This window comes from Streptomyces sp. NPDC041068 (assembly GCF_040647455.1).
Classification (GTDB): domain Bacteria; phylum Actinomycetota; class Actinomycetes; order Streptomycetales; family Streptomycetaceae; genus Streptomyces.
The window spans coordinates 55,333-80,915 of sequence record NZ_JBEZCG010000016.1 but is presented as its reverse complement, the minus strand read 5'-3'; the positions used below and the strand labels follow the sequence as shown (position 1 = coordinate 80,915).

The 25,583-nt window shown below is 71.8% G+C and carries 20 protein-coding genes; 14 read left to right on the top strand and 6 right to left on the bottom strand.

Translation table 11 applies throughout. The annotated features are described in order from the left end of the window. Positions 1-265 precede the first annotated feature (265 nt). Together AB0B50_RS32485 and AB0B50_RS32480 are read left to right on the top strand one after the other, a co-directional pair. Complete coding sequence (locus tag AB0B50_RS32485; RefSeq protein WP_362339388.1) at positions 266-1,486, top strand: histidine kinase; 1,221 nt, start codon at positions 266-268, stop codon at positions 1,484-1,486. Continuing rightward, the gene (locus AB0B50_RS32480; RefSeq protein WP_362339387.1) at positions 1,483-2,178 is read left to right on the top strand and encodes a response regulator transcription factor; all 696 of its coding nucleotides are present in this window, start codon (positions 1,483-1,485) and stop codon (positions 2,176-2,178) included. Before AB0B50_RS32485 ends, AB0B50_RS32480 begins: the two co-directional genes overlap by 4 nt. A 39-nt stretch (positions 2,179-2,217) precedes the next feature. On the opposite strand, the gene AB0B50_RS32475 is transcribed toward AB0B50_RS32480, so the two are convergent. Then, positions 2,218-3,312 (bottom strand): serine hydrolase domain-containing protein, encoded by a 1,095-nt coding sequence (locus AB0B50_RS32475; RefSeq protein ID WP_362339386.1) that lies wholly within the window; start codon positions 3,310-3,312, stop codon positions 2,218-2,220. Between the two features lie 393 nt (positions 3,313-3,705). Between AB0B50_RS32475 and AB0B50_RS32470 the strand changes: the two genes are divergently transcribed. The 3 genes from AB0B50_RS32470 (at position 3,706) to AB0B50_RS32460 (ending at position 7,535) form a co-directional block, all read left to right on the top strand. After that, positions 3,706-4,896, top strand: a complete 1,191-nt coding sequence (locus AB0B50_RS32470; protein WP_362339385.1) for a serine hydrolase domain-containing protein — start codon at positions 3,706-3,708, stop codon at positions 4,894-4,896. Positions 4,897-5,078: 182 nt separating this feature from the next. Then, the gene (locus AB0B50_RS32465; protein WP_362339384.1) at positions 5,079-6,203 is read left to right on the top strand and encodes a serine hydrolase domain-containing protein; all 1,125 of its coding nucleotides are present in this window, start codon (positions 5,079-5,081) and stop codon (positions 6,201-6,203) included. A gap of 987 nt (positions 6,204-7,190) precedes the next feature. After that, positions 7,191-7,535 (top strand): hypothetical protein, encoded by a 345-nt coding sequence (locus tag AB0B50_RS32460; RefSeq protein WP_362339383.1) that lies wholly within the window; start codon positions 7,191-7,193, stop codon positions 7,533-7,535. A 316-nt stretch (positions 7,536-7,851) separates the two neighbouring features. Here AB0B50_RS32460 and AB0B50_RS32455 read toward each other — a convergent pair whose 3' ends face one another. Then, positions 7,852-8,613: a GAF and ANTAR domain-containing protein gene (locus AB0B50_RS32455; protein WP_362339382.1), complete on the bottom strand. Its 762-nt coding sequence runs from the start codon at positions 8,611-8,613 to the stop codon at positions 7,852-7,854. Positions 8,614-8,654: 41 nt separating this feature from the next. Next, the gene (locus AB0B50_RS32450; protein WP_362339381.1) at positions 8,655-9,035 is read right to left on the bottom strand and encodes an STAS domain-containing protein; all 381 of its coding nucleotides are present in this window, start codon (positions 9,033-9,035) and stop codon (positions 8,655-8,657) included. Positions 9,036-9,443: 408 nt separating this feature from the next. Here AB0B50_RS32450 and AB0B50_RS32445 point away from each other — a divergent pair, with 408 nt between their 5' ends. Together AB0B50_RS32445 and AB0B50_RS32440 are read left to right on the top strand one after the other, a co-directional pair. Further along, positions 9,444-9,920, top strand: coding sequence for a hypothetical protein (locus tag AB0B50_RS32445; RefSeq protein ID WP_362339380.1), 477 nt, complete (start codon positions 9,444-9,446; stop codon positions 9,918-9,920). Between the two features lie 266 nt (positions 9,921-10,186). Next, positions 10,187-11,494, top strand: coding sequence for a cytochrome P450 (locus tag AB0B50_RS32440; protein ID WP_362339379.1), 1,308 nt, complete (start codon positions 10,187-10,189; stop codon positions 11,492-11,494). Between the two features lie 24 nt (positions 11,495-11,518). On the opposite strand, the gene AB0B50_RS32435 is transcribed toward AB0B50_RS32440, so the two are convergent. From AB0B50_RS32435 to AB0B50_RS32425, 3 genes are all read right to left on the bottom strand, one after another. Continuing rightward, a complete protein-coding gene (locus tag AB0B50_RS32435) occupies positions 11,519-12,865 on the bottom strand; it encodes a DUF2716 domain-containing protein (protein ID WP_362339378.1) in 1,347 nt (448 codons plus the stop codon). Beyond that, positions 12,866-13,309: a PPOX class F420-dependent oxidoreductase gene (locus tag AB0B50_RS32430; RefSeq protein WP_362339377.1), complete on the bottom strand. Its 444-nt coding sequence runs from the start codon at positions 13,307-13,309 to the stop codon at positions 12,866-12,868. Between the two features lie 295 nt (positions 13,310-13,604). Continuing rightward, positions 13,605-14,291, bottom strand: coding sequence for a helix-turn-helix domain-containing protein (locus AB0B50_RS32425; protein WP_362339376.1), 687 nt, complete (start codon positions 14,289-14,291; stop codon positions 13,605-13,607). Between the two features lie 295 nt (positions 14,292-14,586). Between AB0B50_RS32425 and AB0B50_RS32420 the strand changes: the two genes are divergently transcribed. From AB0B50_RS32420 to AB0B50_RS32390, 7 genes are all read left to right on the top strand, one after another. Then, entirely contained in the window at positions 14,587-15,813 is a 1,227-nt protein-coding gene (locus AB0B50_RS32420; RefSeq protein ID WP_362339375.1) for an MFS transporter, read from the top strand. Between the two features lie 134 nt (positions 15,814-15,947). Beyond that, positions 15,948-16,634 carry a snapalysin gene (snpA, locus tag AB0B50_RS32415; protein ID WP_362339374.1) on the top strand — a complete coding sequence of 229 codons (687 nt, stop codon included), beginning with the start codon at positions 15,948-15,950 and terminating at the stop codon, positions 16,632-16,634. Between the two features lie 86 nt (positions 16,635-16,720). Beyond that, positions 16,721-18,673 carry a transglycosylase domain-containing protein gene (locus AB0B50_RS32410; protein WP_362339373.1) on the top strand — a complete coding sequence of 651 codons (1,953 nt, stop codon included), beginning with the start codon at positions 16,721-16,723 and terminating at the stop codon, positions 18,671-18,673. A gap of 119 nt (positions 18,674-18,792) precedes the next feature. Continuing rightward, positions 18,793-19,659 (top strand): MerR family transcriptional regulator, encoded by an 867-nt coding sequence (locus tag AB0B50_RS32405; RefSeq protein ID WP_362339372.1) that lies wholly within the window; start codon positions 18,793-18,795, stop codon positions 19,657-19,659. Positions 19,660-19,810: 151 nt separating this feature from the next. Then, entirely contained in the window at positions 19,811-21,559 is a 1,749-nt protein-coding gene (locus AB0B50_RS32400) for a trypsin-like peptidase domain-containing protein (RefSeq protein WP_362339371.1), read from the top strand. Continuing rightward, complete coding sequence (locus tag AB0B50_RS32395) at positions 21,556-23,946, top strand: tetratricopeptide repeat protein (RefSeq protein WP_362339370.1); 2,391 nt, start codon at positions 21,556-21,558, stop codon at positions 23,944-23,946. The genes AB0B50_RS32400 and AB0B50_RS32395 overlap by 4 nt, the downstream gene beginning before the upstream one ends. Further along, on the top strand, positions 23,895-25,424 hold the full coding sequence (locus AB0B50_RS32390) for a vWA domain-containing protein (protein ID WP_362339369.1): 1,530 nt from the start codon (positions 23,895-23,897) through the stop codon (positions 25,422-25,424). The genes AB0B50_RS32395 and AB0B50_RS32390 overlap by 52 nt, the downstream gene beginning before the upstream one ends. The last annotated feature ends 159 nt before the right edge of the window (positions 25,425-25,583 follow it).

Below are 25,583 nucleotides of genomic sequence, written 5' to 3'. Positions count from 1 at the left end.
CGACACACCGGGTGTTGTCGTCCCAGCGGGGATGAGAACGCCTTCAGGACCTGGGGCCGACGCATGGCCCTGACCAGGACCAGGGTCCTGGTCAGGGATCGGTCCCGGGTACCTGTCCGGGGCCGGGCGCCACTGCGAGAATGTCCACGGGCACTGGCTTCCTCCCGGGAATGCGGGCCGCCGCGGGGGACGGCTCCCGGACGGCGGTCGCGAGTAGACCGGCGAAAGCCGGGATCGACCGGCCGAGGAAGGGACCACCATCAGCATGTCGACGCGCCACCGGTGCCTGCCGCTGTCATCCGGAGCCGGCGGCGAGCCCTGGACCGTCAGCGACTGGCTGGTGGCTGTCGGGGCGGCCGTCGTCGATCTCCTCGGCTACACGGTCGGCGGGCCGGGCGACGGCCGGCCGGTCTCCCTGACCGCGCTGGTCCTGCTCGTACTGGCGGCCGTGCCGCTGCTCACCCGGCGCCGCCACCCGCTGGCGTCACTGGCGGGTGTGCTGGTCCTCGGCCTGGCACTGAACCTGAGCGGGCCGATGCCGCACCACTTCAACGGCACACTCGCCGTGGCGCTGTTCGCCGTGGCCCGGTCCTGCAGCCTCACGGTGGCGGCGCCGACCGCGCTCGTGGCGGCCGGCGTGACGCTGCTGGGCCGGGGGTATCCGCTGCCCCCGCCGGTCGCGGACGCGGCGAGCAACGTGCTCGCCGCGGCGCTGGTCGTCGCCGCGGCCGAGGCTCTGAAGCGCTGGCAGCACGCGGGGGAGGTCCGGCGCAGGCTGCTGGCCGACCGTGCGGTGGTCCAGGAACGGCGCCGCATCGCACGGGAGTTGCACGACATCGTCGCCCACCACATCACCACCATGCAGCTGATGGCCGGCGGTGCCAGGAGCAACCTCGGGGGTGACACCGAGGTGGTGCGCGACGCTCTGGTCTCTCTGGAGGGCTCCGGGCGCATAGCGCTGCGGGAGATGCGCCACCTGCTCGAGGTGCTGCGGGCCGGCGACGAGCCGGAGGAGGCGCCGTCCGCGCCGCAACCCGGTGTCGGGAGCCTCGGACCGCTCGTCGACGAGTCCCGGAGGGCCGGTCTCCCCGTCGACTTCGCTGTCCTCGGGGCGGAGCGCCCGCTGCCACCGAGCACCGGCCTGGCGGTGTTCCGGATCGTCCAGGAGTCCCTCACCAACACCCGCAAGCACGCCGGCCGGGCCCAGGCGCGGGTGCGGCTGACGTACCACCCGGATCGGATCACCGTCGAGGTGTCCGACAACGGCACTGCCGCGTCGGCCGATTCCTTGGCGGGCGCCCTGGCGGGGGCGGCCGGTGCGGCCGGACCGAGGGTGGGCCGCACCGGGTACGGTCTGATCGGCATGCGCGAGCGCGTCGCGCTGCACGGCGGCAGCATCGTGGCCGGCGGTCTCGACGGCGGTGGCTTCCGGGTGGCGGCCACCCTGCCGGCGGCGCCGGTCGACGAAGAGGAGCGGCTCGGATGACGGCATCCCCGGAACGGATCAGGGTTCTGATCGCGGACGACCAGCCGCTCGTGCGACGGGGGCTGGCCCTGATCCTGACCCCCGACCCGGCGCTCGACGTGGTGGCCGAGGCGGACGACGGGCAGCGGGCGGTCGAGCTGGCGCACCAACACCGGCCCCACGTCGTGGTGATGGACATCCGGATGCCGGTTCTCGACGGGGTCCAGGCAACGGAGCGGCTCGCGCGGGAGCTGCCCGCATGCCGGGTCCTGGCGCTGAGCACCTTCGACATGGACGAGTACGTGGTCGCCGCCCTGCGCGCCGGCGCCTGCGGATTCCTGCCCAAGGACGTCTCGCCGGAGGAGCTGCTGGCGGCCGTACGCACTGTGCGCACCGGGGAGGCGGCCGTGGCCCCCCGCCTGCTCACCCGGCTGATCTCCGCCTACGTCACCGCGCCCCGCCGTCCGCAGCCGCCGTCACTGGCACCCGGCGTGGGCGAACTGACGCCGCGCGAGGTCGAGGTGTGGCACCTGCTGGCCACCGGCCTCGACAACGCCGAGATCGCGTCGGCGATGGGCATCAGCGCCTCCACGGTCAAGAACCACATCACCAGCGTCTTCGCCAAGCTGGACGTCCGCGACCGCGCCCAGGCGGTGATAGCTGCCTACGAGTCGGGCCTGGTCGAGGTCGGGTCGGCGAACTCGGTGGGCTGAACCCGGGGGGGACGCCCTGTCGTCGGATCGAGGCGCGGATCAGCGGCACAGGGCCCCGTCCACCGCGGCTTCCACGTGCTGCCCGGCCGCGTCACTCGGGATCATGGTCACCGCGATGTTGGCGGCCCGCCCGTCCTTGGTGCTTCCCCCGGCGGTGTAGTAGCCGGGAAGGGTCCCGCCGTGCCCCCAGTACCGGCCGCCGCACGACAGCGGTCGGCTCACCAGGCCAAGACCGTAACGGGCGCCGGGGCTTATCTCGTCGGCGGCGACGGTGGTGCGTAGCTGCTTGCGCTGGGCCTTCTTCAGGAGAGGGTTGCCGTCGTCCTTGAGCAGCGCGGAGAAGAAGCGGTTGAGGTCGGAGTTGGTGGAGACCATCGCGCCCGCCGCCCAGCCCCAGGAGGGGTCCACCTCGGTGTAGTCGCGGAGCGACTGGTCGGCGCCCCGGTCGTAGCCCTTGGGGTGGGCCTCGCGGATGGTCATGTCCCCAGGGGCGGGGAAGTAGGTGTGGCGCAGGCCGACGCGGTTGATGACGCGCTTGGTGATCTCCTCGGCGAGGGGCCGCTTGGTGACCTTCTGGATGATCAGGCCGGCCAGCAGGTAGTTGGTGTTGTTGTACTCCCAGCTTGTGCCCGGGGTGAAGTGGGCCTTCTGCGCCAGGGCCGCGTCGAGGAGTTCGCGTGGTTCGTAGTACCGCGTCGGATCAGCGAGGACGGCCTTCGTGTCCAGGTATTCGGGCAGGCCGCTGGTGTGCTGGAGCAGTTGGCGGACGGTGATCTCGCGTCCGTCGATGCCGTCGCCGCGCACCAGGTCCGGCAGGTAGGTCTCGACGGATGCGTCGAGGCGGACCTTGCCTTCGCCGACGAGTTGCAGGACGACGACGGCGGTGAACGTCTTGGTGTTACTGCCGGCGCGTACTTGGCCGTCGACGGGGACCTTGGCTCCGGTGGCGAGGTCACCGACACCGGCGGTGTAGGTGCGGGTGCGGCCGTCGCGGCCCTTGACGCTGGCCAGCGCGGCAGGCAGACCGTCGTCATTCACCAGCGCGTTCAGGCTCGACTGGACGCTGTCCGGGCTGCCGTCCGCGAACGCCACGGTCGGTGCCAGCCCTCCGGCCGCCACGACCCCGGCCGCCATGAGCGCCACCACCCAGCGCCGACCGCGGCGGGAGTGTGAGAAGCGACTGTGCGGTGCGTATTCGTGCACGAAAGGACCCCTCTGCTGGATGACGGCCGGGGATCACCGGCTGTCATCCAGAGGACCACTCAGGGGCCCGGGAGTTCATCCGCTCCCAGGACGAGCCCGCCCCCAGGAGTGGGCTCCTGGAGATGGCCCTCAGCCAGGACCGTGCTCCTGACTGAGGGCCATTTCCCGAACAAATTCGCCCGTCGCGTCAACTCCCGTGCGTCTGGGCGTGGTCCCTCCCTGCAACCACGGATCACCGCGTCACCACGAGCTTCACGAGGGGCGCACGGGCCGGGCGAGTGCCGCGACCGCGGCACGGCACGCTCAATCGCAAAGGAGCAAGTCATGGCAGTACGTCGACGAGTGCGCACCGGGGTGGTGGGGCTCGCCGCAGCGGCGGTGGCCGCTACCGCGTTCACGTTCCCCGCCCACGCCGAGCCCGGGAAGGGGCACGCGGCGACCCAGCGTGCGATGGACGCCATGGTGGCCGACGGGGTCCCCGGGATCGCGGCCGCGGCAGTGGACAAGGGCGCGGTTTGGCAGGGGACTTCGGGTGTCGGCAACCTGAAGACGGGCACGCCGCGCGGCGCCGACGACCGGTTCCGGATCGGCAGCATCACCAAGACGTTCGTGGCGACCGTGCTGCTGCAGATGGAGGCCGAGGGCAGACTCGACCTCGACGACACCGTGGAGCGCTGGCTCCCCGGCCTCGTACGAGGCAACGGCAACGACGGCCGCAAGATCACCGTGCGCCAACTCCTCAACCACACCGGCGGGCTCTTCAACTACACCAGCGACCCGAAGTTCGCGCACGACGTTCTGCTGGAGGGCTTCCCCACACACCGCTACGACACCCACACGCCGCGGGAACTGATACGGGTGGCACTGTCGCACAAGCCGGACTTCGCGCCCGGCACCAGGCACTCGTACTCCAACACCGGTTACATCCTGGCCGGGTTGATCATCGAGAAGGTCAGCGGCAACAGCTACCGGCACGAGATCCGTAAGCGCGTCATCAACCCGCTCGGCCTGCGGGCCACCCGCATCCCGGGCGTCGATCCCTTCCTGCCGAAGCCGAGCAGCCGGGCGTACTCGAAGCTGAGCAAGGACCCCGCCGCGACGAGGATCCACGACGTCACCGAGAACAACGTGTCCTGGGCCTGGGCGGCAGGCGAAGGCATCTCCACGACCGGCGACCTCAACCGGTTCTTCAGCGCCCTGATGCGCGGCAAGCTGCTGCCCGAGAAGCAACTCGCCGACATGCAGACGACGGTGCCCACGCCCGACGACCCCGCCTACTCCGGCTACGGCCTCGGGCTGTACAGCGTCAGGACGAGCTGCCACGCGAAGCTGTGGAGCCACAGCGGTGGAACCCCCGGCTCCATCACGGAGACCGTGACCACTCCGGACGGCCGTCACACCCTCACGTACAACGCCAACGGCGACTGGAGCGCGAGGGGCGACGTGGTCGACACGGAGTTCTGCGGAGCGGCCGGCAAGGGCAAGCAGGGAGAGCGTCCGGCGCCACGGCTGTGAAGTGCCGCCAGGACGAGTGAGGTGAGGCGGACCGGGAGTCCGCTCCCAGGGAGACTCTGGGAGCGGACTCCCGGGAAGGCCGAGGGGCTGGTCAGGGTCATCCCTGATGGGTGACGGTGGGTGCCTCCAGCAGAGTTGATCTCGCCGCTAAGGCCCGTCACCCCCGCTCTGGAGGAACCCCGATGCGTAAACGTCTCGCCCTGACCACCCTTGCCCTGGCCACCGCCGTCACCGCCGGTGTGGCATCCCCCGCGAGCGCCGCCCGGCCGGACCCCGTGCGCCAGGGTCTTGAGACGCTGGTGCACTCGGATCACGCACCCGGCGCGCTGGCGAGTGTGCTGGACGGCAAGGGGAGGTTCCACACCTACACCGCGGGGGTGGGAGACCGGGACACGCACACGAAGATGCCCCGCAACGCCCAGGTGCGGATCGGCAGCGTCACCAAGACGTTCACCGCGGCGGTCGTGCTGCAACTGGTCGGTGAGGGCAGGATCAGCCTCGACGAGCCGGTCGACGCGTACCTGCCGGGACTCGTCCGGGGGAAGGGGATCGACGGGAACCTCATCACGGTGCGCCGGCTCCTCAACCACACCAGCGGACTTCCCGACTTCGAGGACGACGTCACCAGCGACATCCTGGAGCGCCGCTACCTCTCCCCCCGCGACGCCCTCGACATCGCCCTCAAGCACAAGGCCGTCTTCAAACCCGGCAAGAAGTGGTCGTACAGCAACACCAACTACCTGGTGGCCGGCCTGATCGTGGAGCGGGTCACCGGACGGCCCCTCGCCCAACAGATCGACAAGCGCGTCATCCAGAAGCTGGGGCTGCGCCACACCTACTTCCCTGCCCCCGGCGAGACGGCCATCCGGGAACGCCACCCCCAGGGCTACCGCCCGGAGCCCACGGGCGCACCCGCGCGCAACGTCACCGAGATCGACCCCTCCGCGGCCTGGGCGGCAGGCGCGATCGTCTCCACCAACTCCGACCTCAACCGCTTCTTCTCCGCGCTGCTCAAGGACGACGGCAACCCTCTCCTCAAGAAGGCCCAGCGCAAGCAGCTGCGCACCACCATCCCCATGCAGAAGGGGAACTCCCGCTACACCATGGGACTGGGGATCATGCGTGTTCAGCAGTCGGACAAGTGCGCCTTCTGGGGCCACAGCGGCGGCATCCCCGGCTTCGGGACCTGGGCCGGGGCCACCGACGACGGCCGTGCCGCCAGCGTCACGATGAACCTTGAACCGAAGACCGGCGAAGCCGTGAAGCACCTTGAGGAGACCGTGGCGGCGGGTCTGTGCCAACGCTGAACCACGCAGCCTGGCCGACAGGCACGTTCGCTCGCTCATGGCCTGCCCCTTCGAGCGCGGCTCCACGACCGGCCGCACCGAGCGCGAAGACCCCAGAGGCCGACAAGCATCCCCCTGAGACTTACGCCGACACGTCAAGCGCGTCCTGACGACGAACCGTCAAAGCTCTCCTGGGATCCCGCAAAGCCACCCCGTGCACCCCACCGACTCTCGCATTGCGTGAGCGACGCGTGAGCGGACGACGCAACACGGTTCGTCCGCGGCGGGATCGACGACCCTGCCGCGCGGCGCCGGCCAGGAGGAACAGCACCACGCGGCAGGGGCAAACACCACCGATCATGGATTCCGTCCCGCTCCTAAAGCGGGTGTCCCAGGTTCGAATCCTGCCGGGGGTGAACCAGGCGTCCTGTCCTACGGCCCCATGCACGACTTCGAGCAGTCCCGATGACCCACTGGCCTCGGAAGGCGCCCTGGCGCTGCTCGCCCTTCCTGGACTGATCACCGATCGGCCACGTAAGGGGTGCCGGGCCGTCACAGAGGAGGCGCCCGTGAGACGGCCCGGCCCGCCGCCCGGGTGGGGAAATCCGAGGAAGGGCAGCGGTTTCGGCGCGGTGGGGTCTGGTCAACGCGCCGTCGCCATCTCACACCGGAAGACGGCGCGGCGGGAGTGTGCGTACAGGGCACATGAATGCATTCCGGTCACACGGGTGTGAAGCGCCGATCGCGAGTGGCCGTCCTGCGCGGCATACAGGCTGCCGCCCTCTCACCCGGCACCGGTTCGCCTACGGCCCCCGGCCCGTGCCGCGGGTCGTTGTGGACGAGATGCCTCCCCCCCCACCCCCCCGCCTCGATTGCGCGCAATCAGGCATAGCGAAAGGCCCCTCCCGCCCAAGGCGGAAGGGGGTGTGCGAGAGTGATCATGTACAGATCATTTTCGACCACCACGGGGAACGACGAATGAAATTGCGGAAGTTGGCGGGACGTGGCGTGACCGCAGCGGTACTGATGGGGGTCGCTCTGACCGGCGCCACCGCCGTACCGGCCGTCGCGGCTCCAGCCAAGAGTGACGGCGTGCAGGTCAAGCGCGACGGGTGCCGCGAGAGCTGGGGGTTCAAGTTCAAGGCGAAGGAGAGCGTGAAGATCCGCACCAAGCCCAAGCGCTCCGCCGCCTCCATCGGTCTCTTCCCCAAGGGGGCGAGTGCCTGCTTCATCGCCAACGAGGACGGTGGGAAGTACACCGCCTGCGGCAAGACTGACACCTACTGGACCGAGATGCGGTATCGCGGCATGCACGGTTACGTGATGATGACCTGCACCATCGGCACCGACTGAGTCCCCGAATACAGAGAAGCCCCCCCTCCTGCCCGAAGGCAGAAGGCAGAAGGTGGAAGGCGGAAGGGCTGGGGGCGGGAGGCTGAGGGCTGAGGGCTGGGGGTACCGGGCAATCGCCTCCCCTGGCCCCGCGGCAGACGTCTCCGCCGCAGGACCAGACGGCCGCTGCCCGGATCCGGGAGGCTGGATGGGCAGACGGCGGCCTCGGCGCGGGCGGAGGTCCGGGCGCCGCGCCGAGGTGGTGGGGCTCCTGCCATCCCACAACGGAATGCCGGCCACCGGCAGTGTGTGCAGACGGCACGTGGCTGCGCTTCGTTCACACGGGGCGCGCGCCGCGTGGAGGCAAGGGATCGATCGGTGTGGGGTCGGTGCCGGTGGCCATGACCTCGCGGGCCACGTCGGCCAGCAGTCTCCCGTGGTGGCGGGCGGAGCGGCGCAGTTGGTCGAACGCCTCGTCCACGCTGATCCCGCGGCGGTCGGCCAGGGCGCCTTTGGCCTGTTCGATGATGATGCGGGAGTTGAGGGCGATCTGCAGCTGAGCGGCGACGGTGCCCCTCTCGTGCACGGCGCGCTGCTGGAGGATGCCGATGGCGGCGGTATCGGCCAGGGCCTGCGCGAGCCGCAGATCGCCGGGGGCCAGTGACCCGGGCCGGTCCCGGAACAGGTTGAGGGCGCCGATGACCTCGTCACGCAGCCGCAAGGGCGCACACGAGACCGAGGTGAAGCCGAGCTCACGGGCGCGCCGCGAGACGCGGGGCCATTGGGCGCGGGCGCGCGGGTGGTCCAGCGGGATGTCGTAGAGGGCACGTCCGGTGCGGTAGCAGTCGTGGCAGGGGCCCTCGTCCCACTCGATGCTGGCCAGTTCCATGGCACGGGTGCGCTCGTCGGACGCTGTGGCATCCAGCAACTCGCCGCGTGGGGTGGCCAGCACGACGCCGGCGGCGGCGATGTCGAACAAGGTGACACAGTGCTCGGTGAGCGTGTAGAGGAAGTGGATCACGTCGAAGTCGCCGACCAGGGTGTCGGCCAGTTCGACGAACGCGGCAGCCAGCCGTTCCTCACGGCACTGCTCAGGCATCAGGTGTCACCTCGCCTCGGCCGGGGAGCGATTCGGATGGACTACGGGGTCGTGACGGGCCCGGCGGCTCGACGGAGGGCCTCGTCCAGCGTCGGCAGCACCGTGAAGCAGCCGTCCAGACGCGTGAGCCGCAGCAGCCACACGACGCGGGGCGGGGGCGCCGCCAGTACGAGGAGCCCCGCGCCCTCGGTGACCCGGAGGCGGGCCCGGCACAGCAGTCTCAGCCCGGAGGCGTCGAGGAAGTCCACCCCGCTCAGATCGATGACGACCCGGCAGCGCGGCAGAGAGGTCGCGGCATCCAGCCGCGGCTGGATCTCAAGGGCTGCGGCGATGTCGATCTCGCCGTGGAACGCGAGCACGGTGCAGCCGCCGACATGGTGGGAACGGACGTACCCGTAGGTGGAGATGACACTCTCGTGCATGGCGGTACCGCCTGAAACGGCAGGCCACCCATCCTTTGCCCAGGAGCAGGTGGCACGACGGTTGGGACGTCCACCGGGTCCGGGGTGGCAGCACGCGGCCAATCTAGACCGACCGCGCCAGGCATGTGCGACGAAAAAATGGTTCGTAAGAGAGGACATTCCCCCCCGAGGGCGAAATCCAACCAGATTCCTTGACTCTCAGGGTCATCAATTCTCCGTAGAACAGCGCGTGTTGGCCCAGCTCGGCTCCGGATGGCCGAGTACACGCCTAGTCACGGGCTGACGCGCGGCTTAGGTTCCCCGTCTGGTCCCAGACCCCGGCCATTGCTGTAGACACACGGCCGTGGCAGGCACTGAACCCGCCCCCTCCTGTGCGGCCGCCACATCCACCGGCTGCAGGAGCCCGCCATGTCCACCGCCGTCTACCGCAACGCCGCCTCGCCCCGTGCCGTGGGCACGCCACAGCAGACGTTGCTGCATATGTCCTTCTCCGTGGAGACCAGTCGCGCCCAGCACACCCACACCCTCATCGGAGAGGCCGCCCACAGCTTGCTCACCGCGATCGGCGCCCCGCCCGCGTTGGCGCGCCGCATGGGGGACGCGGCCACCGTGGCCGCTCACTACCTGCTCGGTCACAGCGCCCTGCCCCGCTACGGGCTGCACGTCACCACCGACCCGGACGGGGTCACCCTCTCCGTCACCGACTACACCGACCCCTTGTCGGCCGAAGCGCCCGCCTGGCTGCCCGTCTCCCGCACGGGACGCCTCGAACCCGCCCCCGCGGCAACGGACCCGTTCCCTGACAGAGGCAACCTCGGCCTGGACCTGCACCGCACTCCGGACGGTCACCTCCGCCTCGCGTACCGCAGCCCGTGGTCCGAGTGAAGCCCGCCCCGCTTCAGGGGCGGACGCGAACCCCGTAGCGCGTGCGCATGCGGTGGAGTTCCCACTGAGCAGGGCCAGTGCCACCGGGCCGTTCACCAGCGTGCCGTAGTTCTGTTTCAGGATCAGGGCACTGCCCGCCAGTGCGAGTCCGACGCCGACCCCGCGCGCGGCTTACTGGCCGGAAGCAGGCCGCGGGCTCGGCTTGGGCGCGGGTCGCGCGAGAGGGTGGGAGCGCGGCAAGGCGTCGGCTGTGAGGAGGGTGGGGCATGCGGATTCCTGGGCCCGAGGCTCGGGGGGACGGTGGCGTGAGCGCCGTTTCCGAGGCCGGGGGGTTGCATCTCTATCAGCTGCGGCTGCATGAACAGTACGGGCCTGTCGTGCAGTTCGAGCTTCCGGGGGCGGGCCTCGCTGTCTCCGTCGCCGATCCTGTTCTGCTGGAAGGCGTTGCCTCCATCGACAAGCGGCCCGAGGAGCTCTTCGCGTTTCTTGCGCCGTTGTGCGAGGACCGGAATCTGCAGGTCCTGGAGACAGGTGAACACACGCGCTGGCGGCGGCTGTTGTTGGACGTTCTTGCCGGACGGCCTTCCCACGAACGGCACTTCGGTGAGTTCGTCGCGCTTGCCGGTGAGCTTGCCGATCAGTGGGAGCGGGAGCTCGGCTCCGGGCCCGTCGCCTTGCAGAAGGGGCTCGCTTCCCTTTCCTTGCGGATGATTTGTGCGTTTGCCTTGGGAGGGGCGAACAGCGGGCTCGTTGATGCCGAGCGCGTCGTCGATGCCTTCGAGGTCGTGCTCGGCGAGCATCTGGGGCGGGGACCGCAAGGGGCCACCGAGCGCGCCGAGGACGCCCTCCGCTATCTGCGCGCCACCGTCGACCGCGTCATCGCCTCGCGTCAGAACGGAGCCCGTAGCGACAAGAGCGATCTGATCGGGGCCCTCGTCGAGGCCGGGGAGCGGCCCGCTCGGATTCGGGACACCGTCATGGTGACGATGCTCGCCGCCCATCACACGACCGGCGTGGCCGTCTCCTGGGCCCTGTATCTGCTGGGGCGGCATCCCGACGTCGCCGAGCGGGTCGGCGACGAGCTGGATCGCGCGCTGGGCGGGCGTGAGCTGCCCGAGTATCGCGATCTGCGTCAACTCACCTATCTGGACATGGTCTTGAAGGAGTCCATGCGCCTCTATCCACCCGGGCCCTACGGAGCTCGTGAGACCACCGAGGTCGTCGTTCTCGGTGAGTACGAGGTTCCGGCGGGGGTGACCGTCTTCTGTCCCTTCTGGGCCGTGCACATGAATCCTGAACACTGGCCCGAGCCATCGAAGTTCGACCCCGAGCGGTTCTCGCCCGAGGAGGTCGCCGAGCGACATCGGCTCGCCCACGTTCCCTTCGGGTTCGGGCCGCGCAGCTGCGAAGGCGCATCGCTCGCCACGGTCGAGGCGATGCTCGTGCTCGCCGTCCTGCTCAAGCGGTTCCGGTTCCGGCCCGTCCCGGAGCATGACGTCGTACCCGTCGAACGCTTCGTCCTCTGGGCCGAGGAGGACATCCTCATGAACCTCAGCCTCCGGGGGCACCAGTAACTCCCCCCCACACAGATCCTCGGGTCAAGGTGCGCCGAACGTCCAGACGTTTCCCTCGTTCCTGCCCCCTCTCCGCATCACCCTGCCCAGCACCTCGTCCAGCTCCTCCGCCACCTCCGCCAGGAGCTCCGCGCCGAAGACGCAGAGGGACTCCTCCCAGGGGTGCGCGAACGTGCCCAGGCGCAGGTCGTGGGTGAGGTGGAGGGCGTAGTCGCCCTCCCGGTAGACGGCGCGGGGCCAGGGCGGGAGGCCAGGGCCTTCCACGCGGTGCGGGTCGAAGCGGTAGCCCTGGTGGTACGGGTCGGCGTAGTAGAGCTGTTCGCCGGGGCGTGCGCAGGCCCGCAGACCGAGGCGGACGATCCGGTCCAGTTCGCCGCCGTGTCGGGTCGCCGAGGTGCCGGCCACCTCGCCCACGTGCCACGTCACCGACGCCTCCGGCTCGGCGATGCCCGGGTAGTGCGTCATGCTCGGCACGAAGTGGAAGCGGCCGTCGAAGCGTTCGCGTACGTCGTCGTACTCCTCGCTCCGCAGCAGCATCCGCACCGGGCGCGTGGCCGCGGGGCTTCCCTGCGGGGCCCAGTGGAAGGACCGCACCGTCGTGATCTGCCGGAAGCCCGCCGCAAGGAACGCCTCACGCAGGGCACCGTCCGCCTCGGCGACCATGAAGCGCTTGCGCGGAGATCCTCCGCCGCCGATGCCGTCCGAGCGGTTCTTGGCCCAGGCCGCCCACCTCGGTATCAGCTCCATGTGCGGGCCCGTCATGCCACCGACCCCCACGAACTCCGTGTCCTCGATCAGATGTGCCCAGCCGGCCCCGCGCACCACCCCGTTCCGCCTGAGGACGTCGACGTTCAACTCCCAGTGCGGCGCCCGTCCGTCCGCCTCCAGTTCCGACAGCGGCGCACGGTGCGGGCCTGACGCCGCCGCCCTGCGGTACACGTCCTGCCAGAGGTGGTCGTCCCCGGACTCCAGGGTCCGCGGGTCCGTTCCGGGCGCCCCGCGCGGCGGGCGGGGCATCCGGTCCAGCTCCGCCACCAGCACGGCACGCTCCCAGCCGGGTGTGAAGCCGGCCGCCGTCAGGCCCGCGGCGAGAGCGCCCACAGCACCATCGTGCGCGTACGCCTTCCACTCCACCGGCTCCGACCGTGCCCCGAACCGCGCCTGTTGGCGTCGGATCATGTCGGCCAGGTCATCGCCCGACGTCCACGGCAGCGGCCGGTGATCCACCGTCCCGTGCGTGCCGTAGTGCGTCCGCACCAGCGGTCCGTCCCGCTCCGTCACGGCGCCCATCGGCGGCCGCTCCGGCACCCTCCCCCTCACCTGCTCGTCGTGCGCCGACAGCAGCTCCACCACATCGAGCAACAGAAACAATCAGCCGATCTTCTCGCCGTACACGTGGTCCACCGTCATCGCCATGAGCACCCTGCGGTCCGCCACCATCACCGCACGGTACTCGTCCCAGTCCGGGTGCTCGCCCGCCGCGGTGCGGTAGTACGTCACCAGGGCCTCCACCTCGGGTCCTTGCGGGTCGGTACCCGGGCCCGTGAGCGTCGCCGTGCCCTCGGCCGTGGCCCAGGAGCGGCCGTCAGGGGAGGTGACCTCCAGCGTGGCCCGCGGGTCGCGACGCAGGTTCGCCGTCTTGGCGCGGCCCTCGGTCATCGATACGTAGAGGACTCCCGCCTCGTGGTCGTAGTACGGCATGACGGGCGAGAGCTGGGGGCGGCCGTCCGCCTTGATCGTGGCGAGGACGCCGAGCCGGCTCTCCGCGAGAAGCGTGCGCGGGTCGAAGGACGGCGGGGTGGCAGGGGCACTCATGGGCGGGCCTCCAGAGGGTGCGGGGAACAGGCAGTGACTGACGGCCTCTCAAACAGCGTCGTTCCGTCCGGCATTCCTTCACCTCCGCACACTGGACTCCTCCGCTTCCGCGCACCGGACTCCTTCACCTCCGCACACTGAACGCCAGCGACGTCAGCGCCCCCTCCACCTTGCGCTGCAACGCGCCCGCCAACGGCCGTAGCTCGTCCGCCCGTTCCGCAGGGAGAGAGATCGCCAGGGCCGACGGCACCGTGCCCGCCGTGATGGGGACCGCCGCGCAGACCGTGTCCGGGGCCTACTGGCGCTGCTCGTGGACCGGGCGGCCTCGGTCCAGGTGGGCGAGCTTGCGCAGCAGGGCCCTCTCGTCCTGGACGGTGTAGGGGGTGAGCGGTTCCACCGCGTGGCGCGACACGTGGTCGCGGCGCCCCTTGTCGTCGAGCTGGGCCAGCAGGCACTGGCCGATCGCGTGCGCGTGCGCCGTGCGGCGGAACTCGGCCCACTCCTCGACCGCGGGGGTTCGCGGGCCCGCGGCGGACAGGACGACGTTGACCTCGCCGTCCTCGTAGAGCGCGTAGTAGACCGCGGCGCCCAGTTCGTCGCGGAGTCTGCCGAGCCAGTCGGCCAGTTCGCCCCGTGCCCTCTGCTCGGTGGACGGTTCGGTCAGGCGCCTGGTCGACTCCCCGATCGCGTACACACCGCTGTCACGGGTCAGATAGCCGTCGTGCACGAGCGTACGCAGCAGGTGGTACGTCGTCGCAAGCGGCAGCCCCGCGGCTCTGGCCAGGCGCTTCGCCGTCGCGCCGTTGTCGTGCTCCGACACCGCCTCCAGCAGGCGCATCGCGCGCCGGACCGAGCCGATGAGGGTGGGGGTCTGATCCTGGCCCTGGTCCTGGTCCTGGCCCTGGCCCTGGTCCTGGCCCTGGTCCTGGTCCTGATCCTGGTCCTGGCCCCGTCCCCGTGTCGCGGCAGTGCTGTCGGTCATGTCTCAACTCCCGGTGGGCGCGCCGGTTGGCGCGCTGTGCGCCCGACGCGGAATGGTGCATTCCAAGAATTGTGTGAGGGCGTGGCCAGGACATGAGGCGATTTGCCGGAAAAGGTCCTGTCAGGGCTGGTAGCGACTACCGTGGCAGTTTTGAGTGTGCTGTTGGCATGTGCCGATCGCCCTTGCCCATGCCGCCCTATCACTACCCAGCCATCAGCGGGCCCACCCCGTCCGCCCTCTCTCCGAAGCCCCCTATGCTTCCGCCGGGCCGAGCCACGAGAGCACCAGGGGGAGCATGACCACCACCGACACCACCACGCACACCGCCACCCCCTCCCCCCTCCGCATCCCCGCCTTCCGCCGCTTCGTCCTCGCCCAGCTCATCTCCGCCACCGGCTCCGCGATGGCCCCGCTCGCCCTCGCGTACGCGGTGATCGGCGCCGGCGGCGGAGCCGGGGCGCTCGGTGTCGTGCTCGCCACCAACACCGTGCCGACCGTGGTCTTCCTGCTCGCCGGCGGTGTCCTCGCCGACCGGATCTCCCGCAGCCGCCTGCTGTTCTCCGGCAATCTGCTCGCCGCGGCAGCGCAGGGCGCCCTCGCCCTGGTGGTGGCCACCGGACACGCGAACACCGCCTCGATCGCCTCCTGCGGCTTCGTCTCCGGCGTCGCGGTGGCCTTCACCACGCCCGCCGCCCAGGGCGTGGTCGCCCAACTCGTCGCACCGGCCCAGCTGCAGCAGGCCAACGCGCTGCTGCGGCTCCCCACCAACGCGGTCAAGGTGGTCGGCCCCGTGGCCGGCGGCCTGATCGTCGCGTTCAGCGGCCCCGCGTGGGCGCTCGGCCTCGACGCGCTCACCTTCGTCGCCGCCGCCCTGCTGCTGCTCGGCCTGCGGCTCGGCGCCCCGGTCACCACGAGCAGCGCACTCGCCGATCTGCGGGCGGGCTGGACGGGGTTCTGGTCGCGGACCTGGCTGTGGACGTACACGGCCTCGGGCACGGTGCTCGTCGCCGCCTTCCTCGCGGGCTATCAACTCCTCGGCCCCGTCGTCACGGAGAAGCAGTACGAGGGGGCACGCACCTGGGGTTTCGTCCAGGGCGCGTTCTCGCTGGGGCTGCTCGCGGGCGCCCTGGTGTGCCTGCGGTGGAAGCCCCGCCGCCTGCTCGCCGTGGCCGTGGTCGCCAGCACGGGGCTCGCCCTGCCGACGGCCGGTCTCGCGTTCGGACTGCCGCTTCCCTGGCTGCTGCTCTGCGCCGTGGCTGCGGGCATCACGCTGGACATCGCGGGCGTCACGTGGGTCACTGCGTTCCAACAGCACATACCGGAGGGCGAGTTGGGGCGCATGAGCTCCTTCAACCAGGTCGGCGAGCGGCTCGCGATCCCGCTCGGCTATCTCGTCGTCGCGCTCGTCTCACCCGCGTTCGGCGACCGGTCGGTGCTCCTGGTCTGCACGGGGATCATCGTGGCCGCCACCGCGCTCAACTTCTGCGTACGCGACATCCATCGCATCAACCGGCGTACGTAGGAAGGCCTTTGCGAAGTTCGATTCCGTCGCGCTATCACCGAATGGCATCGGCTCGAACGCGCCCCGTTCTCCCGATACTCGTCCCGACCGGAGGCCGCACCCGCAGGCCTCCATCCCGGAAGGGACACACCCCCATGAAGAGATCCAGAACCAGCCTCGCCGCCGCTCTCGGCGCGGCCGCTCTCGTGGCCTCGCTCGCCGCCGCCCCCACGGCGCTCGCGGCCCCCGCCCCGGCACTCGACTCGGCCAAGCCCGCGTCCACGTACGCCACCTCGTCGTACACGGGTTCCGCCGAGGACCAGGCCGCCAACCGGCAGTTCTTCGAGGCCGTCATGAAGTCGGCGCTGAAGAAGCAGGCGGAGAAGCCGGGCATCCAGGTCGTCACCGTCACCTACAACACCAGCCGGGCGCCCAGCTTCCGCAGCCAGATAGCCCAGAGCACGCAGATATGGAACTCCTCGGTCAGCAACGTGAAGCTGCAGGAGACCAGTTCGGCCGGAAACTTCCAGTACCGCGAGGGCAATGACTCCCGCGGCTCGTACGCCTCCACCGACGGGCGCGGTCACGGCTACATCTTCCTGGACTACCGGCAGAACCAGCAGTACAACTCCACGCGCGTGACGGCCCACGAGACCGGTCACGTGCTCGGCCTGCCCGACCACTACTCGGGTCCGTGCAGCGAGCTGATGTCGGGCGGCGGCCCCGGCCCGTCCTGCACCAACGCCTACCCGAACGCCCAGGAGCGCCAGCGGGTCAACAGCCTCTGGGCCCGCGGAATCGCCGTCCTCCAGGACAAGGGCGAGCTGACGAAGGTCCGTTAGCCACCGGGCACCGGCCGAGCGGACTGTTACGTACCGCAAACAGCCTTCGGACCAACCCGGCCGCGCGCGGCATCCTCTCCCCGGGCATGGGGACACATGCTGTTCGGACCCGTCAGGGGAAGAGGTCACGCCGCCGCGGCCGGCGCCGGTTCGTCGACTATCCGCGCTCCGGCCGCAAGGGCGTCCGCCGCTGGCTCCCTTCGTGGCGCCAACTCCTGGCCTCGGCCGGTCTGTTCGTCACCGCCGTCGCGGTGCTCTTCATCTGTGTGTACGTCAGCGTGGACATCCCCGACGAGAACGCGTCGGCACGCCGCGAGGCCAACGTCTACTACTGGTCTGACGGCACCCAGATGGTGAGCACCGGCGAGGTCAACCGGCAGAACGTGGAGCTCGACCAGATCGCGCCGTCCGCCGTGCACGCGGTGATCGCCGCCGAGAACGAGACGTTCTACGAGGACTCCGGGGTCTCCCCCAAGGGCCTGGCCCGCGCCGCGGTGAACATGGCCCGCGGCCAGGAGACACAGGGCGGCTCCACCATCACCCAGCAGTACGTGAAGAACACCTACCTCTCGCAGGACCAGACCGTCACGCGCAAGGTGAAGGAGTTCGTCATCGCGCTGAAGGTGGACCGCCTGAAGAGCAAGGACGAGATCCTGAAGGGGTACCTCAACACCAGCTGGTTCGGGCGCGGCGCGAACGGCATCGAGGCGGCCGCCCACGCCTACTACGGCATCCCCGCCAAGAAGCTGAACCCCAGCCAGGGCGCCCTGCTCGCCGCGGTGTTGAAGGGATCCGAGCAGTACGACCCTTCGATCAGCGCCGCCAACCACGAGCGGGCGCGCGGGCGCTGGGCGTGGATCCTGGACCGGCAGGTCGACGTCGGCCTGATGTCGAAGAAGGAGCGGGCGAAGTACCGCGTCTTCCCCGAGCCGCGCAAGCAGTCGCGCTCCACCAGCCTCGGCGGCCAGACCGGCTACCTCGTCGACGTCGCCAACCGGTACGTGAAACTGCACACCGGCCTCACCGACGAGGAGTTGGCGCGCGGCGGCTACCAGATCCACACCACCTTCGACCGCGGGCAGGTGCGCCGCCTGGAGCGTGCCGTGCGGCGCGTCGTCGACCGCGATCTCGATCCGAAGCGGCGGGCCGCCGACCGGCACGTGCAGGTCGGCGCCGCCTCCGTGCGGCCCTCCGACGGGGCGGTCGTGGCGCTGTACGGCGGGCCCGACGCCACCGAGCACTTCACCAACAACGCCGACACCTCAGGGGTCCCCGTCGGGTCGGCGTTCAAGCCGTTCGTGCTGGCCGCCGCGCTGGAGCACGGCGTCTCCGTGCGGCAACCGGCCTTCGCCGAGGCCCGCTTCAAGGACCGCGCGCCAAGGCTGCGCCAGAGCGTCCTCGCCGACAGCGCCTACGCGGCCGACGGCACCCTGCGGCTGTCCGACGGCACCCCCGACCCCGACCACCCCACACTCGCCGAGGCCCTGGTGTCCGGCGGCAACGCGACCTACGTACGCCTGGGCAAGGACATCGGCCGTGACAAGGTCCGCAGGACGGCCGTGGCCGCGGGGCTGCTGCCGGGAAGCATGGCCCGCCTGGAGCCGACGTTCTCCATCGGCACCTCGACGCCCAGCGCGATCCGGATGGCCACCGCGTACGGCACCTTCGCGAACGACGGCGTGCGGCACGACCCCTACTCGGTGACGAAGGTCGTCAAGGACGGCGAGACCCTGCCCGGCCTCGCCCCGCCCACGTCACGGCGCGCGATGGACCCGCAGGTGGCGCAGGAGGTCACGAACGCCCTGCGCGCGGGCGGCAAGCGCGTCGGCGCGGATGTCGCGGTGGGCCGCACCGGCGACCAGGACCGCCTCAAGTCGGCCTGGTTCACGGCCTTCACCAAGGACATGTCGACGGCGGTGACCATGTTCCGGGTGGCACCCGACAAGCCGCAGCTCCTGCCGATGTCGGGGGTCGGCGGAAAGAAGTCGCAGCGCGGGAACGTCCTGCCGCCGCGGATCTGGCAGGAGTACCGGAGGTAGCCGGCGCCCGGCGTCGAGCAGTCGGAATCCGGCGTTGACCTTGCCCCTGGGGCAGACTCCATGGTCTGCGTCACCGGGCCGACCGGCCCGGTGACGGAGGATGACCTCGTGATGACCTCGTGAACGCCCAGGAACACGGCAGGCTGCTGTCCATCGGAGAGTTCGCCGCCCGCGCGCGGCTCTCGCCGAAGGCGCTGCGGCTGTACGACCGTCTCGGACTGCTGCAGCCCGCCCACGTCGACGAGGTCAGCGGCTACCGCTACTACCGCTCCGACCAGGTGGAGCGCGCCCGCACCGTGGCGCTGCTCCGCCGGCTCGACATGCCCCTCGCGGGCGTCGCCGAGATCGTCGCCCTGGACGGGGAGCGGGCGGCGCGCTCGCTCGACGGCTACTGGGCCGGGGCCGAGGAACGCTTCGCGGAGCAGCGGACGCTCGCGCGCTACCTCCGTGGCCGCCTTTCGGGAAGGAACACCGAGTTGTACGCGACGTTCGAAGTGAAGACCGTGGACGTGCCGGAGCGGTACGTCATCAGTGAGACCAGGCATGTGCGCGCCGCCGAGCTGCCCTCTTGGATCGGCACGTCCCTGGAGCGCCTGGAGGAGGCGGCGGAGCAGTGCGGGGGCATCCCCGCGGCGCCCTCCGTCCTCTACCACGCGGAGGTCACCGAGGAGAGCGACGGGCCCGCCGAGTCCTGTGTGCCGGTCGGGGACGCGGAGGCCGCCCGTGCCTGGGCGCAGCGGCAGGGGCGGGGCTCGGACGTCAAGGTCCGGCTGGAGCCCGCGCACCGGCTCGCCTACACCAGGATCACCAAGGCGCAGGTCTCGTATCCGCAGATCGTCGCGGCGTTCGACGCCGTGGAGGCCTGGATCGCCGAGCGGGGCCTGACCGTCACGGGCCCCTGCCGCGAGGTGTACTTCGCGGACTGGGCCTCGGCCGGGCCGCAGGACCAGGTGTGCGACGTGGCGTTCCCGGTCTCCGGGCCGTGAGCCGGTAGGCCTTCCCGGGGGATGCCGCGGCGACACGGCGTCCCCCCACTACCTCCCCATGCAACCCAGGCGTCATCGCCCTTTCCCGCACCTATCCTGAGGAAGGACCCAGCGGGATCCTGAAGCGGCGGACGGGGGCGTCGACTCTGCGATGGATCATTCGAGTTGGCGGGTGCGGCTGCGCAGGTGGGCGGCTTCGGGGAGCGGGGACGTCCTCGGTGCCGGGGTGCTGTTCGGCACCGACCACGTGCTCACCTGCGCCCATGTGATCCGCGACCCCGCGACGGGCCGCCGCCCCGACCGCGTCCAGGTCGAGTTCCCGCTGCTCCAGGGGTTGACCCGTACCCCGCGCCGCACCGCGACCGTGGCGGCGGGGCACTGGGTGCCGCCCTTCGGCAAGGCGCAGGGCGACCTCGCGGTCCTCGTCCTGGACGAGCCCGCACCCGTCCCCTCGGCCGTCGCCCTGCACCGCACGCTCGACTACCGGGGCGCCCCGGTCCTCATCGACGGCTTCCCCGAGTACCAGTCGGGCGGTCAGTGGCTCACCGGCGCCTGCATGGGACCCGGCGGCGAGGGCGACGAGCGGGTGCAGATCGACCTCACGGGAGCGGGTGCGGACGCGCACGCGGGCCCCGGGCAGCGGCTGCGCGGCGGGTTCAGCGGGGCGGGCGTGCGCGAGGAGGGCACCGACCGACTGCTCGGCATCCTGGCGCAGGCCGACGAGCGGGGCGAGCGCGGGTACATGATCCCGGCGGCGACCGTCGCCAAGTACTTCCGCCGCTTCGCCGAGCGGCACGTCACCGGGCCGCACGCCATCCCCGGCCACCGCGTCGTCTCGGCGGACGCCGCCCGCACGGCCCGCCCGCACGGCCTGCAGCGCACCGTCACCCGCTGGCTGAACGGCGACGCGGAGGCCTGGGACACCGAGGTCCTCTTCCTCTCCGAGGACGACGAGCGGACCCGGCAGGCGCTGTACGTCGTCCTGAACATGGCCGACCGTGAACAGTCGCCCCAACTCGCCGTGCAGCCGGTCGAGTTGGCGGACCAAGGGGACTCGCTCCTGTCGCGCGCCGGGATCGCGCCGCGCGTCGGCAGCATCGGCCTCGTCCTCGACCTGGAGGACGCGGCGCTCGACGACCCCGCGCAGCCGGAACTGCGCGAGGCGCTCGCCGTGCTGCGGCACGAACTGCGGCACGCCGCGCGGCGCCACACGGCCCCGCCGAGGCGCCCCGCCGTCGCCGTGCTCTACGCCGACCGGTCCGCCACCGAACCGGCCGCTGCCGCGCGAATCCTCGGCGAACTGGCCGCGTCCGGGGCGCGGTTGCTGATCGTGGTGCGCGACAGCACGCACGGCTTCAGCTACGCCGTGGCCGAGCGGCTGCTGCCCGCCGACCGGGCCGCGCAGTGGCTGCAGCGCCTCGGCAACCGCGTGGACGCGCTCGCCGAGGCCGAGCGGCGCGCGCGGCGCCTGTTCCACCGGGTGGAGCCGCACGTCGTGGACCCGCCGGTCGCGACCGGGTACGCGGCGCGGGCCGCGCTGTGGACGGTGCAGCTCAGCAACGAACTGCGGCCTCTGAGCGGGCGGAGCGGACCGCGCTTCCTGGAGAAGCTCTCGTACGCCGAACAGGCCGTGGAGACCTATCTGTTGCGGGCCGAGCGGGCCGAGAGCGAGCTGCGCGGGGTGCTCGACGCACACCTTAGGCTGCGCGGGCTGCTCCGCGACCACCTGGCCCACCTCGCCCGGCGCGGCCTCGACGAGCACCCCGATGCGGTCGGCCCCTACCGCGAGGCGCAGCGGCTCCTGATGGCGGGCCCCTGTCCGCTGGCCGACGCCGAGCGGGCGGTGGAGGCCTTCGCGCGCGCGGTGCGGCGCCTGGCCGGGGCGGACGGTGACGCATGACGCCCGCCACGCCCTGCCCGCACCCCGGCTGCGCGGGCACCGTCACCCCCACCGGGTACTGCCTGGCCAGCGGGGAGCGGGTCGACCCCGGCACGGGGCGGCACTCCGCGGTGGCCGTGCGGGAGGGGGCAGCCGTACCGGAGGGGACGCCCGCGCAGGAGGAGGTGGCCGTGCCCTTCGCCCGCAATGCCGCCGAGTCCTCCTCGCAGCACTGGATCGTCGACCCGGGCGTCGCCGCCGCTCCCCCGCCGCGCCCCGCCCGCGTCACCCTTCCCCCGGAGCACCCCGACCCCACGGTCCTGCCCGGCATCACGCTCCTGGACCGGGCCGACAGCAGGGCAGACGAACCGGAGGTGCCGGGCGAACTCCCCCTGCCGCACGGCACGTTGCTGGCCGGGCAGTACCGCCTGGTGCGCCCGCTCGGCTACGGCGGCATGGGCGAGGTCTGTCTCGCCCACGACACCAAGGTCGACGACCGCGCGGTCGCCGTGAAGATGCTGCACGCGGACCTCGCCACGGACTCGTACAGCCTGCTCAGGGGCGAGCGCAAGGAGCTGGTCGAGCTCAACCACGACGGTTTCATCCGGGTGTTCAACTACGGGCACCACGCGGGCGTCGGCGACTTCCTGGTCCTCCAGTACGTCGACGGGCTCAACCTCGAGGAGGTGCGGGCCCGCGCCCGCGAGTGCCCCGAGGAGTTCGGCCACGAGCGCCTCCTGGAGTTCGTCCTCGCCTACGGGGTACGGATCCTCGGCGCGCTCGCCTATCTGCACGCCCCCGAGCGCGGCAAGGTGTACGGCGACCTGAAGCCGCCGAACGTCATGCACGACGGCTCCACCACCAAGCTCATCGACGTCGGCAGCGTGCGCCGCGCGGGCGCGCCCGGCCTGACCACCGCCCTGTACCGCGCGCCCAGCGTCGGTCCCCACGGCGAATCCGAGCCGCAGGACGACCTGTTCAGCCTCGGCGAGACGCTGCGCACCCTCAGCGGCATCGGCGCCGACCGGCACGACCTCGCGGACCTGGCGGCGCTCGGCCCGCTGAACGACGCCGCGGGCGGCCACCGCGGCCTCGGCCCGGTCTCCCTCGCCAGGGCGCTGCGCCGCGCCACCCGCACCCATCGCGCCGAACGCTTCGCCACGGCCAGGGAGATGGAGGACCAACTGCGGGGCGTATTCCGCGAGTTGCGGTCCCTGCGCACGGGCGAGGAGACCTTCGAGCCCTCGCCGCTCTTCCTGCAGTCCGCGCACGCCCTGGACGGCGGGCTCGGCGCCGCCCCCGAGGTGTCGCGCTGGGCGGCCCCGGCATCGGCGCCCCACTACCCCGCGCCCGACCCGGCAGAGGTGGCAGGGCGCCTCCCGGTGCCGCGCCCCGACCCGGACGACGACCACCACGGCGAGCTCAGCAGGCTCAGCGACGACGACCCCGAGGCGCTCCTCCAGCACACCGGCGACTGGCGGGACTCCCCCGAGGTGCACCTGCTGCGGTGCAGGCTGCGGCTGCGGGTGGCGCTGCGCGCGGACGGCGGACCGCTCACCGGCGCCGAGACCGCGCTGGCCCTCGCCGAGGACGCCATAGGCCCCGCGCACGCACCGTACGACTGGCGGCTCGACTGGCACCGGGGCCTGCTCGCGCTGGCCCGCGCCCACGTCACCGAGGCCCGCGGCCACTTCGACCGGGTCTACGCCGCGATCCCCGGCGAGTACGCGCCCAAGCTGGCCCTCGGCTACTGCGCGGAGCGCCTGGAGCGCCGACACGAGGCCCTGACGTTCTACGAGGCGGTGCGGCTGCGCAACCCCTCGCTGGGCAGCGCGGCGTTCGGCGCCGTCCGGGCGCGGCTCGCACTCGGCGGGCCCGATGCCCTCGCGGACGCCATCGCCGCGCTCGACGCGGTGCCGCAGCACTCCCGGCACCGCACCGCCGCCCGTACCGCGGCCGTGCGCATCCGCGTCGACCACGCGCGCGACGCGGACGACCTCGCCACCGCCGTGCGGGCCCTCGCCGGTCTCTTCTCCGCGCACGGCCTGACCGACGAGCAGTCCCGCGTGCGGATGAAGGCGGAGGTGTGGGGCGCGGCCCACCGCGCCGGCCTGTCCTCCGCCGAGCTGCGCGCCGTCGCCGCGCAGGCCGACCCGCTGCTCGAATTCCCCGACGACGAACGGACGTTGCGCACCGACCTGTCCCGCTTCTTCCGGGGCCTGGCGCACCAGGCGGCCCGTGACGCGCCGTCCGACGACGACACCGGCACACCACCGCTCGCCGAACTGCTCCTGGACCGCGCCTACGCGGTACGTCCCTTCGCGTTGCGGCACTCCCGACTGGGCAAGGACATCCCATGGCTGGGCAAGAAGATCCGGAACTGGCCGCCTCGGTCGGGCTCGAGGTGAGCCAGGTCGTCGAGCTGCCGCGGCCCCGCACACCGGGCGCCGAGGACCTCATGCGGATGTACGCCGTCATCACGGTGACGGTCCACAGGCGGGGCGATGCGCAGGGCCCACCCGCAGGGCCCGCCTCGCCCATCGGGCGCGCCACGCCCGCCGCCACCGCCACGCCCGCCGCGCCCGCCGCCACCGAGCGGGACCCTGCGCCCGGCGCGGCCCGGCCCCGGCTCGCCGAGGTGCTGCTCATCGACCACTCGTCCTCGATGGTGATGCCGCCGAGCCGTCTCGCCGCCGCGCGCGCCGCCGCCGTCAGCGCGCTCGCCCGCATCCCGGACGGTGCGCTGTTCGCGCTGGTCGCCGGGGGCGACAGGACCGCCATGATCTACCCGCGGCGGGCCGGGCTCGCCGTCGCGCACGCCGAGTCGCGGGCCGCCGCCGAAGCCGCCCTGTACGACTGCACCCCGGGCGGCGGCACCGCGATGGGCACCTGGCTGGAGCGGGCCAGGCACCTCTTCCGCGAACTGCCGCCCGCCGACTCCGGCTACGTACGCCACGCCCTGCTGCTCACCGACGGCAAGAACGAGCCGGGGTACGAGACGCGCGCCGAGCTGCACGACCGCATCGAGCGGTGCGCGCGGGCCTTCGAGTGCGACGTCGTGGGCATCGGCGACGCCTGGGAGACCGAGGAACTGCTGCTGATCGCGGGCACGTTGGGCGGCAGGACCCGCGCCGTGGAGGATCTGACGCGGCTGCCGGACGAGCTGGCCGCGCTCACCGGGCGGGCCGCCGAGCGGGACGTCACCGGGCTGCGGCTGCGCCTCTACCACCGGGCCGGGGTGCGCCCGCACTCCTTCGAGCAGGTCCACCCGACGCGGGCCGCGCTCGCCCCGGTCCACGTCGACCTGTCCGGCGTCGAGACGGGCGCGGGCGGCCCGGTCCAGGAGTACGACATCGGGCCGTGCGGCGAGGAGACCCGCGCCTATCTGCTCTGCGTCGGGGCACCCTACGACCCGTCCCAGCTGGGCAAGGAGCTGCTGCTCACGGAGGTCGAGGTGGACACGGACGGCACGGCCGGCACCCTGCGACTCCCCGCCGCCCAGCCGGTGTTGATGCGCTGGACGGACGACGTCGACCTCTACAGCCGCCTCGACCCGCAGGTCGCCCACTACCGGCACGAGGAGGAGCTGCACCGCACCTTCGAGGAGGCCTGCGCGGAGCTGAAGAGCGGGCGGCGCGCCCCGGCCGAGGCCCTGCTCGGCACGGCCTGGCGCCTGGCCGCCGAGGCGGGCGACACCGCGATGCAGGACCATCTGCGCCGCCTCGTCCGCGTCCAGGGCGGCGCACAGGGTGAGCAGGCAGAGGTCGAACTCCTGCCCCACATCGCGAAGTTCGACCTGGAGGCGGCCCGCATCCAGTCGAGCACGACGGTCCTGCCGGGCGGGGCCCGCCACACCCCGCGCCGCCCCGGGGGCGGCCGCCGATGAGCGCCGTGCGGCCGGACGCACGTCCGGACACCGTCGGCATGCCGCACGGACCGCGTCACCGCGCCTGGCCGGCATCGCGTACCGAACACCCGTTGGACTCAGGCCACTTGTACGCTCCCTCGCTCACCCCGGCCCGCGCCCGCCCCTGCGGCGGTGCGC

Bases quoted from the DNA above. Each gene is read 5' to 3' on its own strand.
- snpA (WP_362339374.1), top strand. From the start codon at position 15,948: ATGAAGAGATCCAGAACCAGCCTCGCCGCCGCTCTCGGCGCGGCCGCT.
- AB0B50_RS32465 (WP_362339384.1), top strand. From the start codon at position 5,079: ATGCGTAAACGTCTCGCCCTGACCACCCTTGCCCTGGCCACCGCCGTC.
- AB0B50_RS32395 (WP_362339370.1), top strand. From the start codon at position 21,556: ATGACGCCCGCCACGCCCTGCCCGCACCCCGGCTGCGCGGGCACCGTC.
- AB0B50_RS32480 (WP_362339387.1), top strand. From the start codon at position 1,483: ATGACGGCATCCCCGGAACGGATCAGGGTTCTGATCGCGGACGACCAG.
- AB0B50_RS32420 (WP_362339375.1), top strand. From the start codon at position 14,587: ATGACCACCACCGACACCACCACGCACACCGCCACCCCCTCCCCCCTC.
- AB0B50_RS32440 (WP_362339379.1), top strand. From the start codon at position 10,187: ATGCGGATTCCTGGGCCCGAGGCTCGGGGGGACGGTGGCGTGAGCGCC.
- AB0B50_RS32445 (WP_362339380.1), top strand. From the start codon at position 9,444: ATGTCCACCGCCGTCTACCGCAACGCCGCCTCGCCCCGTGCCGTGGGC.
- AB0B50_RS32470 (WP_362339385.1), top strand. From the start codon at position 3,706: ATGGCAGTACGTCGACGAGTGCGCACCGGGGTGGTGGGGCTCGCCGCA.
- AB0B50_RS32450 (WP_362339381.1), bottom strand. From the start codon at position 9,035: ATGCACGAGAGTGTCATCTCCACCTACGGGTACGTCCGTTCCCACCAT.
- AB0B50_RS32390 (WP_362339369.1), top strand. From the start codon at position 23,895: ATGGCTGGGCAAGAAGATCCGGAACTGGCCGCCTCGGTCGGGCTCGAG.
- AB0B50_RS32410 (WP_362339373.1), top strand. From the start codon at position 16,721: ATGGGGACACATGCTGTTCGGACCCGTCAGGGGAAGAGGTCACGCCGC.
- AB0B50_RS32400 (WP_362339371.1), top strand. From the start codon at position 19,811: ATGGATCATTCGAGTTGGCGGGTGCGGCTGCGCAGGTGGGCGGCTTCG.
- AB0B50_RS32485 (WP_362339388.1), top strand. From the start codon at position 266: ATGTCGACGCGCCACCGGTGCCTGCCGCTGTCATCCGGAGCCGGCGGC.
- AB0B50_RS32425 (WP_362339376.1), bottom strand. From the start codon at position 14,291: ATGACCGACAGCACTGCCGCGACACGGGGACGGGGCCAGGACCAGGAT.
- AB0B50_RS32475 (WP_362339386.1), bottom strand. From the start codon at position 3,312: ATGGCGGCCGGGGTCGTGGCGGCCGGAGGGCTGGCACCGACCGTGGCG.
- AB0B50_RS32430 (WP_362339377.1), bottom strand. From the start codon at position 13,309: ATGAGTGCCCCTGCCACCCCGCCGTCCTTCGACCCGCGCACGCTTCTC.
- AB0B50_RS32455 (WP_362339382.1), bottom strand. From the start codon at position 8,613: ATGCCTGAGCAGTGCCGTGAGGAACGGCTGGCTGCCGCGTTCGTCGAA.